This is a genomic window from Sinorhizobium sp. 22678 (assembly GCF_052044265.1).
Lineage (GTDB): Bacteria > Pseudomonadota > Alphaproteobacteria > Rhizobiales > Rhizobiaceae > Sinorhizobium > Sinorhizobium meliloti_A.
Genome location: NZ_JBQEMS010000031.1, coordinates 54,329 through 62,411 on the forward strand (window position 1 = coordinate 54,329; position 8,083 = coordinate 62,411).

At 57.5% G+C, this 8,083-nt stretch carries 10 protein-coding genes; 7 read left to right on the forward strand and 3 right to left on the reverse strand.

Translation table 11 applies throughout. From position 1 onward, the window contains the following. Positions 1–7: 7 nt before the first annotated feature. The gene (locus ACTJKL_RS28790) at positions 8–277 is read right to left on the reverse strand and encodes a hypothetical protein (RefSeq protein WP_411934308.1); all 270 of its coding nucleotides are present in this window, start codon (positions 275–277) and stop codon (positions 8–10) included. A 398-nt stretch (positions 278–675) separates the two neighbouring features. Between ACTJKL_RS28790 and ACTJKL_RS28795 the strand changes: the two genes are divergently transcribed. From ACTJKL_RS28795 to ACTJKL_RS28805, 3 genes are all read left to right on the forward strand, one after another. Next, positions 676–1,017: a hypothetical protein gene (locus ACTJKL_RS28795; RefSeq protein ID WP_411934307.1), complete on the forward strand. Its 342-nt coding sequence runs from the start codon at positions 676–678 to the stop codon at positions 1,015–1,017. Between the two features lie 57 nt (positions 1,018–1,074). Then, entirely contained in the window at positions 1,075–1,197 is a 123-nt protein-coding gene (locus ACTJKL_RS28800) for a hypothetical protein (protein ID WP_275598456.1), read from the forward strand. A 158-nt stretch (positions 1,198–1,355) separates the two neighbouring features. After that, positions 1,356–3,134, forward strand: a complete 1,779-nt coding sequence (locus ACTJKL_RS28805; RefSeq protein ID WP_440854427.1) for an SLC13 family permease — start codon at positions 1,356–1,358, stop codon at positions 3,132–3,134. Positions 3,135–3,296: 162 nt separating this feature from the next. Here the strand turns inward: ACTJKL_RS28805 and nhaA are convergent, their stop codons facing one another. Together nhaA and ACTJKL_RS28815 are read right to left on the reverse strand one after the other, a co-directional pair. Next, positions 3,297–4,610: a Na+/H+ antiporter NhaA gene (nhaA, locus tag ACTJKL_RS28810; protein WP_440854428.1), complete on the reverse strand. Its 1,314-nt coding sequence runs from the start codon at positions 4,608–4,610 to the stop codon at positions 3,297–3,299. 282 nt (positions 4,611–4,892) lie between these two features. Continuing rightward, positions 4,893–5,189, reverse strand: a complete 297-nt coding sequence (locus tag ACTJKL_RS28815) for a DUF1488 family protein (protein WP_411934354.1) — start codon at positions 5,187–5,189, stop codon at positions 4,893–4,895. A 434-nt stretch (positions 5,190–5,623) separates the two neighbouring features. Between ACTJKL_RS28815 and ACTJKL_RS28820 the strand changes: the two genes are divergently transcribed. From ACTJKL_RS28820 to ACTJKL_RS28835, 4 genes are all read left to right on the forward strand, one after another. Next, entirely contained in the window at positions 5,624–6,004 is a 381-nt protein-coding gene (locus tag ACTJKL_RS28820; RefSeq protein WP_440854429.1) for a hypothetical protein, read from the forward strand. 370 nt (positions 6,005–6,374) lie between these two features. Beyond that, the gene (locus ACTJKL_RS28825; RefSeq protein ID WP_275598453.1) at positions 6,375–6,668 is read left to right on the forward strand and encodes a hypothetical protein; all 294 of its coding nucleotides are present in this window, start codon (positions 6,375–6,377) and stop codon (positions 6,666–6,668) included. A gap of 127 nt (positions 6,669–6,795) precedes the next feature. After that, the gene (locus ACTJKL_RS28830) at positions 6,796–7,008 is read left to right on the forward strand and encodes a DUF2934 domain-containing protein (RefSeq protein ID WP_411934303.1); all 213 of its coding nucleotides are present in this window, start codon (positions 6,796–6,798) and stop codon (positions 7,006–7,008) included. Between the two features lie 571 nt (positions 7,009–7,579). Next, entirely contained in the window at positions 7,580–7,882 is a 303-nt protein-coding gene (locus ACTJKL_RS28835; protein WP_440854434.1) for an RES domain-containing protein, read from the forward strand. The last annotated feature ends 201 nt before the right edge of the window (positions 7,883–8,083 follow it).

Genomic DNA, 8,083 nt, shown 5'->3' on the forward strand with positions numbered 1-8,083 from the left:
GGTTGGATCAAGTCACGGCGTCGCGCCGATCGACTGCTATGAGGCCTTCGAGTTCCTCTGGATCGATCGGCACAAGGCGCATTCGGTACTTGTTCTCGGTTGTTGCCGGGAGCGTGATGAAAGTTGCCACGCGACGATAGGCCGCCCAGGGGAGACCTTCGATCAGTTCCTCGTCTTCATCGACGACGTAGTCGCCGGCAGTGACCATCTCAGATAGTCCTGATATCCAGAATGGCTTATCAAAATGGACCGTTCGGTGTTTTGTTCTGGCGAACATGATTTGAGTCCTCTGCGGGATTTGAATGTGGGCCGGATCGGCACAGTTGCGTTCCAGATCGGTGAGCTTACCGTGCCGATGTCTCTTCTAGCAGCGGAAACTCCCACCGACATCAAGGGGAAATAAATACACCGCCATTGCGGCATTACCAAGTCACCATGAAATAATTCACGGAAAGACCGAATAAAATATTCGTTTGTGCGCAATAAAATATTCGGAAATAATTTGATTTGTTCTGCATATCCACGAATTAGCGTAAAGCGGCCGTCACAAATAATAGTCTGTTTACATTGTGAACATTAAGGCGCAAAATGGAAAATCTGGATTGCAACTGGCTCTTGGTTAGAGCGCGGGCCCGCATCGATCCCGATAATCAACCGATTAAAGGGAATAAACTAATGACATTCGAACAGATTCTTGAAAGAACGAAACCCTATGCGATCGGCCTGGTGGTAGGGCTTTTTGCTGCACCCATCGTCGGGTTCAATGCGGGATGGATTACTACCACGACGGCCAGCGCGCAGGCGGCCGAGACTGCCAGAGTGGATGCGCTCACGGGTATTTGCTCAAGTGCCGCAGGGCGAATGGCAACCGCCCGCAGCACAGACCTGGCCACGTTCAAGGGCTACGACAATCGTGCGAAACGCGACGAGTTCGTCGCGGTGATTATGGCCGACATTCAGGTTCCGGCGGACATCCTCGACCAGATCAGCTCGAGCTGTAGCCGCTCATTATCTTGAAGCAAGGCGAAATGCCATGCTTTGGGCATCTCAATATTCTACAATCAGGAGGTCGAAATGAAAAACCTCATTCCCGCTCGCTTCTATACCTATGATTTCACGCGTCTGGTCGCGATGATTGCCTTTACTCTGGCGATTGCCGTAATCGTCTATTCGGTCCTTTTCGGGAGCATTCTATAGGCGCGATCATGCGTGCATCCGTTCAATGAAGCTGCAAAGCATCCTGGACCGGCGTCAGGGTGCCGAGCCATTGAATGAAGCCGACAAGTTATCCCGACATTAGCTCTTCGGGCGAGTAAAATGGCCTCGACATCGGAAGAGTTCGTCGGATCCTCGAGATGACACAGCCTCAGGCTTTCGCATTCGCCATCCTGATCGGCCTGATGGTCGCTTTCATATGGGGACGCCTCCGCTACGACCTCATCGCAGTTCTCGCGTTGCTTGCCGCAGTTTTCACCGGCATCGTGCCGCACAAGCTAGCGTTCTCCGGCTTCGGGGACGACGTTGTCATTATCGTCGCCAGCGCACTCGTCGTAAGCGCCGCGATCGAGCGCAGTGGTGTCATAGAGGCATTGCTTCATCGCGTGGCGCCGAGCGTGACCTCCGTGCAGGGCCAGGTTGTTATTCTCGTAGCAGCCGTCACGGTTCTGTCCGTCTTCATCAAGAATATCGGCGCGTTGGCGATGATGATTCCGGTCGCGTTCCAGATGGCACGCCGTTCGAAAGCATCCCCGTCGTCATTTCTTATGCCGATGGCGTTCGGCTCCTTACTTGGTGGGCTCATCACCCTCGTCGGCACATCTCCCAACATTGTCGTATCACGGATGCGTGAGGAATTGACGGGCCAGCCTTTCAGCATGTTTGATTTTACCCCTGTCGGTATTGGTATTGCCGCAGCGGGGGTGGTTTTCCTGGCCTTCGGCTATCGGCTGCTTCCCCGAGACAGAGAGGCGGTGTCTACGATGGAGAAGGCACTGAATATCAAAGACTACATGACGGAAGCTCGCATCACTGCGAATTCGCCCGTCGTCGGGAAATCGATCAGTGATTTGTCTACTTTGCTGGATGACGAGGTCCTGATCACCGGGCTCGTTCGAAATCAGGTCGAGCGCCTTCTGCCACTGCCGAATCTCGTTCTCCAGCAGGACGATATCGTATTGCTGGAGGGAGATCCTGAAGCGCTGGAGCGAGGTATACGGCGCGCGCGCCTGGAACTGGAGGGGCACAACCGTCCCACCGAAGCAAAAGGAGTCGACGAAGAGATTGCCGGAATTGAGGTGGTAGTCGGTCCGAGATCAGTTCTGATTGGGCAAACGGCCAAGCGCTTGGCGCTGCATGACCGATTCAACATCAATTTGTTCGCGGTAAGCCGGAGTAGCCAGCGCTTCACCGAACGTTTGCGCGACATCGCGTTGAGACCGGGTGACGTTCTCGTTTTAAAGGGCGATCTCGTGCTTCTCCCGACCAAGCTGATGGAACTCGGTCTTCTTCCTTTGGCCGAACGGGAGATCCGCCTTGGCAATCCGCGAAAACGCCTGATGCCCATGCTGATCCTAGCCGGTGCTATGGCGCTCACCGCATTGGGTGTACTGCCTGTTGCCACCGCGGTCTTCGCCGCTTCTGTTCTGACGGTCTTGTTCGGTGCCCTTTCACTCAGAGAAGCCTACGAGGCTATCGACTGGCCAATTGTCATAATGCTTGGCGCTCTCATCCCAGTCAGCGAGTCCATCCGTACCACCGGTGGTGCCGATCTTATTGCCGGCGCCCTCACTCAGCTTGCCGGCGCCTTGCCCCTCTTCGGCGCGCTTGCAATGATCATGGTGGTCGCAATGGCGGCGACGCCGTTTTTGAACAATGCCGCCACCGTTCTCGTCGTCGCCCCAATCGCAGCTACCCTTGCTCATCGCCTTGGCTACAATCCGGACGCCTTTCTGATGGCAGTCGCGGTAGGGGCAGCTTGCGATTTTCTCACGCCCGTCGGACACCAGTGCAATACTCTGGTTCTGGGTCCTGGTGGTTATCGCTTCGGCGACTATTGGAAGTTGGGGCTGCCGCTCTCGTTTATTGTGGTCGTGCTGGGTGTGCCTCTGATCCTGTTGTTTTGGCCGACAGCTTAGTGCGTCGCGCCGATGCAGCGCGTCTGTCGCGCGATACAACTAGAGAATGCGGATCGGCATTCTGCGGCAATGTCCTACCCCCTTCATAACGGTCCCGGGCGATGGACGCAGAACAAGGATGCGCAAGGGACCTGTCGCCAGCAACGCCGATGGGCGCCTGCACTATCGTCTGTTAGGAGACGTTAGCAAGGTCAGCGCCATAAAACCGAGTGCTGCCGATATGACGGAAGCGCCGAGCACACCCAGCTTGACAGGGTTCAGAAGCTCGGGCTCGAAAGCAAGCTCGGCAATGAACAGAGCCATGGTGAAGCCTATCCCGGTCAGCAGACTGCCGGCCGCCAATAGGCTCCAGGATAGCTGGTCCGGGCGACTCGCGAGGCGAAGTTTCACGGCGAGGAAACTGAAGAGCACAATGCCAGCCGGCTTGCCGACCACGAAGGCGACGACAATTGCGATTGTGAGGGGAACGTCGAAGTTTGCATCCTCTATCGGGACGCCCGCGTTGGAGACGGCAAAGAGCGGCATGATTGCGAATGCGACCCAGGGATGGAGCGCGATCTCGAGACGCTCGATCGGCGACACTGCTTCGCGGGTCGCGACGCCTGCCCGATGGAGGTCGCCGCGTGCCGCGGTGTCACGGCTGCGATGGTCGCCGGGGGGATGGGCGATCACCCGGTCGAGTATCGCGTGGAGGCGGATCTCGCTTACCCACCTTCGCGCCGGCGTCATCAAGCCAAGTATCACCCCGACGAGCGTCGCGTGAACCCCCGATGCGTCGAATGCCAGCCAGATGGCGGCACCCATCGCGAAATAGACCGGAATGCTGCGGATGCCCAGAAGCGCAATTCCTGCGACGAACGCAAATCCGAGTCCCCCGGTTCCGAGTGCCACCCAATTCAACGGTTCGCCATAGCCGACCGCCACGATCAATATTGCGCCGATGTCGTCGAAGATCGCAAGAGAGAGCAGGAACAGTCGCAAGCTCCCAGGTACGCGCGAACCGAGCAAAGCAAGGCATCCAATGACGAACGCCGTGTCCGTGGACATAACGGTGCCCCAGCCGCTCGCACCCGGCCCCCCGCCGACAAGCAGCAAATAGATTCCGGCCGGTGCAACCATCCCCCCGAGAGCGGCGGCGACGGGTAGAGCGGCCATTCGCGGATTGCGCAGCTCCCCCAGCACCAGCTCGCGCTTCAGCTCAAGGGCGATGACGAAGAAAAAAAGCGTCATCAGCCCGTCGTTGATCCAGTGCTTCAGCGAACGATAGATCCCGATGTCGCCCAGTCTGACACCCGCGGGTATCTCCCAAAAGGCGAGAAACGACGACGACCACGCGGTGTTTGCGAGGCCGAGCGCCAAGAGCGTACTGAGCAAAAGGATAATGCCTGCGGTGGCCTCGATCCGGAGGAACCGCATAAACGGCTTGGTAAGCCGATCTGCCGGTTCCCTGGGAAGCCGTGAGAGACTGTCGTTCATACCGTGAACCACTCCTGCGGTATTGATCGCGACTGGCAAATGTCTCCAGCGACTATTGCGAGGCCGAACCCCACAAAGTCGACACGGCCGACCTTAGGACGGGCGGCCGATAGACTTGATGACATCGGCCGCTCACGGCCTAGACAAATTAGGATCCTGCCGATCCGCCGGCACCGGCGACCCCAGAGATCGCACTAAGGGATGTCGGCAGATCGGGGGAGGGGGCAATGTCGCTTCGGGACCGCGAATATCGGCCGCGCGGTCTCGTGGACCGCAGCAGGCCTACGAACGCGGAAAAGTTGCTTTGCGGAAATGGGCGGCCGTCAGCGTGTAGCAATCGCGGCGGCCACCCGAATAGGCCTTCCGAGCGACATCGTAGACCGACGAACGCAATGCGTCGAAAGCAGAAAGGAGCTTCGATTCAGAGATTTTCGATCTGCCCAGTTCGGCATCGGCCACCACGAGCGCGTCAGCCTCGACGAAGAACCGCACCTCAAACATACCCTCGTGGCCAAGGAAACGGACGGCGTTTCTTTTTTCATCGAAGCTGCGGCTCGAATTTGGAAATAACAGCGTCATACTCAGCGTGCCTCTGTTTCGCACGACGCTAAAGGCGTGGGTGCAGGTTGGACTGCCCCGCCTCCTCCAGCGTTCCGTATGCGAAGGTTACGGTCGACACGCGCCAGTGAAGTGGGCGGTGCCCAGGTGTAGCAGGTTTGAACGAAGCGACGCTCCACGCCCGGGCGGCGCAAGACCTCGCATCCTAATCGTGGTGAATAGCAGGTCCTTTGAGGCGGCGAACCCAAACCTCAGCCAGATCATCGAGTTGTATATGTGCCTGAATTGGGCTTTAAACAAGGCGCTTGGGTCTTCCGGACGCCGAGACCGCCTGATTGTTCCATCTGTGTGAACGTCGCCAAGACCAGAGACGGCGATAGCGCTCGCGAGGAACCAGGAACATCCAGACGCACGCAGCGTTTTGTTTCAGAGATTTGATGCACTGGGAGGTGGTGATGAGAAAGCGCTCTCGCAGATTATCGCCTGAGGTGCGCGCGGCGATCAGCGCATTTTTGAACGGGTGTCAGAAAGAAGCCCGGCCATTTGCGACCTCTGAAGCCCTTGGCGCGCTGCGGCGAATGTTTCCTGACCTGGATATCTCAGATACAGATCTCATGGCCGCCATCAGCAGCGAAGCAGCGTTAGCGGGTTTCGACGTAGACATCCCAGAACCAATGTCTGCGCCGCGCATGAGGGATTCGCTTGATGAATGGGACAATGAAGGCGGCGCAGTCGACAAATTGCCGCGCGGCGAAACTCAAGGCAGGCGTGGCAATGACACGGACGGCAAAGGGCGGCGGGCAAAAGCGACCAAGGATAGAAATGAGCTTCTCTAGCACGGCACAGCGAGAGGCTCAGAAGTTCGTTATTGGAGAATTCGCGAACTTCAACCCCGGCGCAAGCCGTCTCTTTTGAGAGTTGTGCAAAGGCGAGAAGCCGCTCGCACCGCTGAATAGTCCTTCAGGAAAGCCGGTGAGGGTAGAAGCGCCCATGCCTTTTCTCATCGCGCTCATCTTGGTCCTTCGGCGGGCCCACCTGGTGCCTCCGGCACCCTTGACCCTCCGATCGATCGCGTCTTTACGAATGAAACGCAGACGATTGCTATTTGCATGACCAAGGCGCAATGTGCCGACCTTCGGTAGCAAATTTTACGGGCGCTGCCGTTTGAGGGCTAGAAGGCCCTGGCCCCAAGGAAAGGAGGACGTCATGTCTTCCGTCGAAAACAATATCTCACCCGCCGATTTTGAGATGATCCGATCCGTCTTGGACGATGCCGGCTACGATGCCGGCGTCCTTGTCCAGGATCAGTGCTTGTTCGACACGGCGGCGTTGCTCGTGACCAAGCTCTTCCTGTCTGGTGTAGACTCCCGGTCGGCACTAGCGGCGAAGCTGGAGTGCCAACTGGGCAGAGCCGGCAAGCACAGACAAGCGTGTAGCCTGTCGCGGTCGCGCTACGCAATTCAAGGTCTTCCGCTTAAATTACAGGCGAACAAATCATAAGCGGTGGCTATTTGAGGCTCTTCGACTGCCAACGAGTGTTCTCGAGCTTGCTTATTCGAGCCAAGTTCATCGGCAGGCTCCGGAAGTGATCGAGAAGGTGCAAACAGTTGAATAAGGAGTGCACTCAATGGCACCAGGTAATGAACAAAGTAGGGAAGACCGGATCCGCGAACGTGCCTATGAAATCTGGGAGCGCGAAGGTCGCAAAGATGGTGATCACGAGCGCCATTGGGAGGAGGCGGAAAAGGAAATGAGAAAGAAAGAATCCGGCATAGGTCCCTCCGCGATCCCATCTGGGCCGGGCGATCCCGGCGGCCCGCAAGGAGGGGTCCGGCACTAGACTTGCAAGGACAACAATCGAGGGCGACACTCGGGGAAACGAATCCCGAGCCGGGACCAAATCTTGGTCACAAGCAAGCGAGGAGCTGCCTAGACGTCCGCTCTAGGCAGTTCTGGATCTCCATCGCCCGCATTGGACGTCCCAAAGGCCGAGACAGCTCAGGAGGACCCGGCGTGAATCGGAACATTTACATCGCCATAGCAATAGGCATCGTGATTCTAGTAGCTGTCGCGTTGCTGATGCCCGGGTCCGACGACAATGCCAGGGAAACAGCGACACCGCCGGCTACCACGACCGAGCCGACGACTTCTCAACCTTCGACCGCCGCTCCTCCTATGACGACCGAGCCAGCCCCAACGACGCCGTCGACGCAACCATCAACCACTCAGCCGTCTACCTCGACTGCGCAGTAGGTTACCTCAGGGTTATCGTGCCGAGCCGATCGCGACACACTCAAGGTCTGCTCTCTGGAAGCGGTCCTGCGTGATAGGCAAGATGGTCTCGTGGGCGATCTCCCGATCGAGGAGAAGGAGATCTACACGCGGCGCTATGCAATGCAGAGATCGAGACAATCGCAGGTCTCCGCCTTGTTGATCTCCGCGAGGACCACGCGATTAGAATGGGAGTGCCGACGGATGTCGCGAAATCTTCCCGCCGAACCCTTGCGCGGGCATGGTCGCTTGCCTTCCATGAGCACCGATCCGTGCCGGACGGCATCATTTATCCATCCCGCCTGAATGGACATACAAATCTCGCGATCTTTGACCGCGCCATCTCAAAGTTGTCAGCGGTACGGGTGGTGCCGTTGATTGGAGCACCAGGCCTTGCCACCGTCATAAACGATCTTCGCGTGAGCCTCGTAGACATCATCTGAAATCACCATGGCCGAAAGTCTTGATCCAATGTGGCTCTTGTGGCGATCACTTAGAGCGGAAGGCGTGTTCCTAAGTTGTTCTCTTTAGGGAGAATCTAATCCAAGTGCAACATTGACGGGTGAAGAGTAGGGCACTACGCGCATTTGCGCAAATGCGCCATGAAGACCTCGGTGGGCGTTCGATAGCCCAAGCACTTGCGC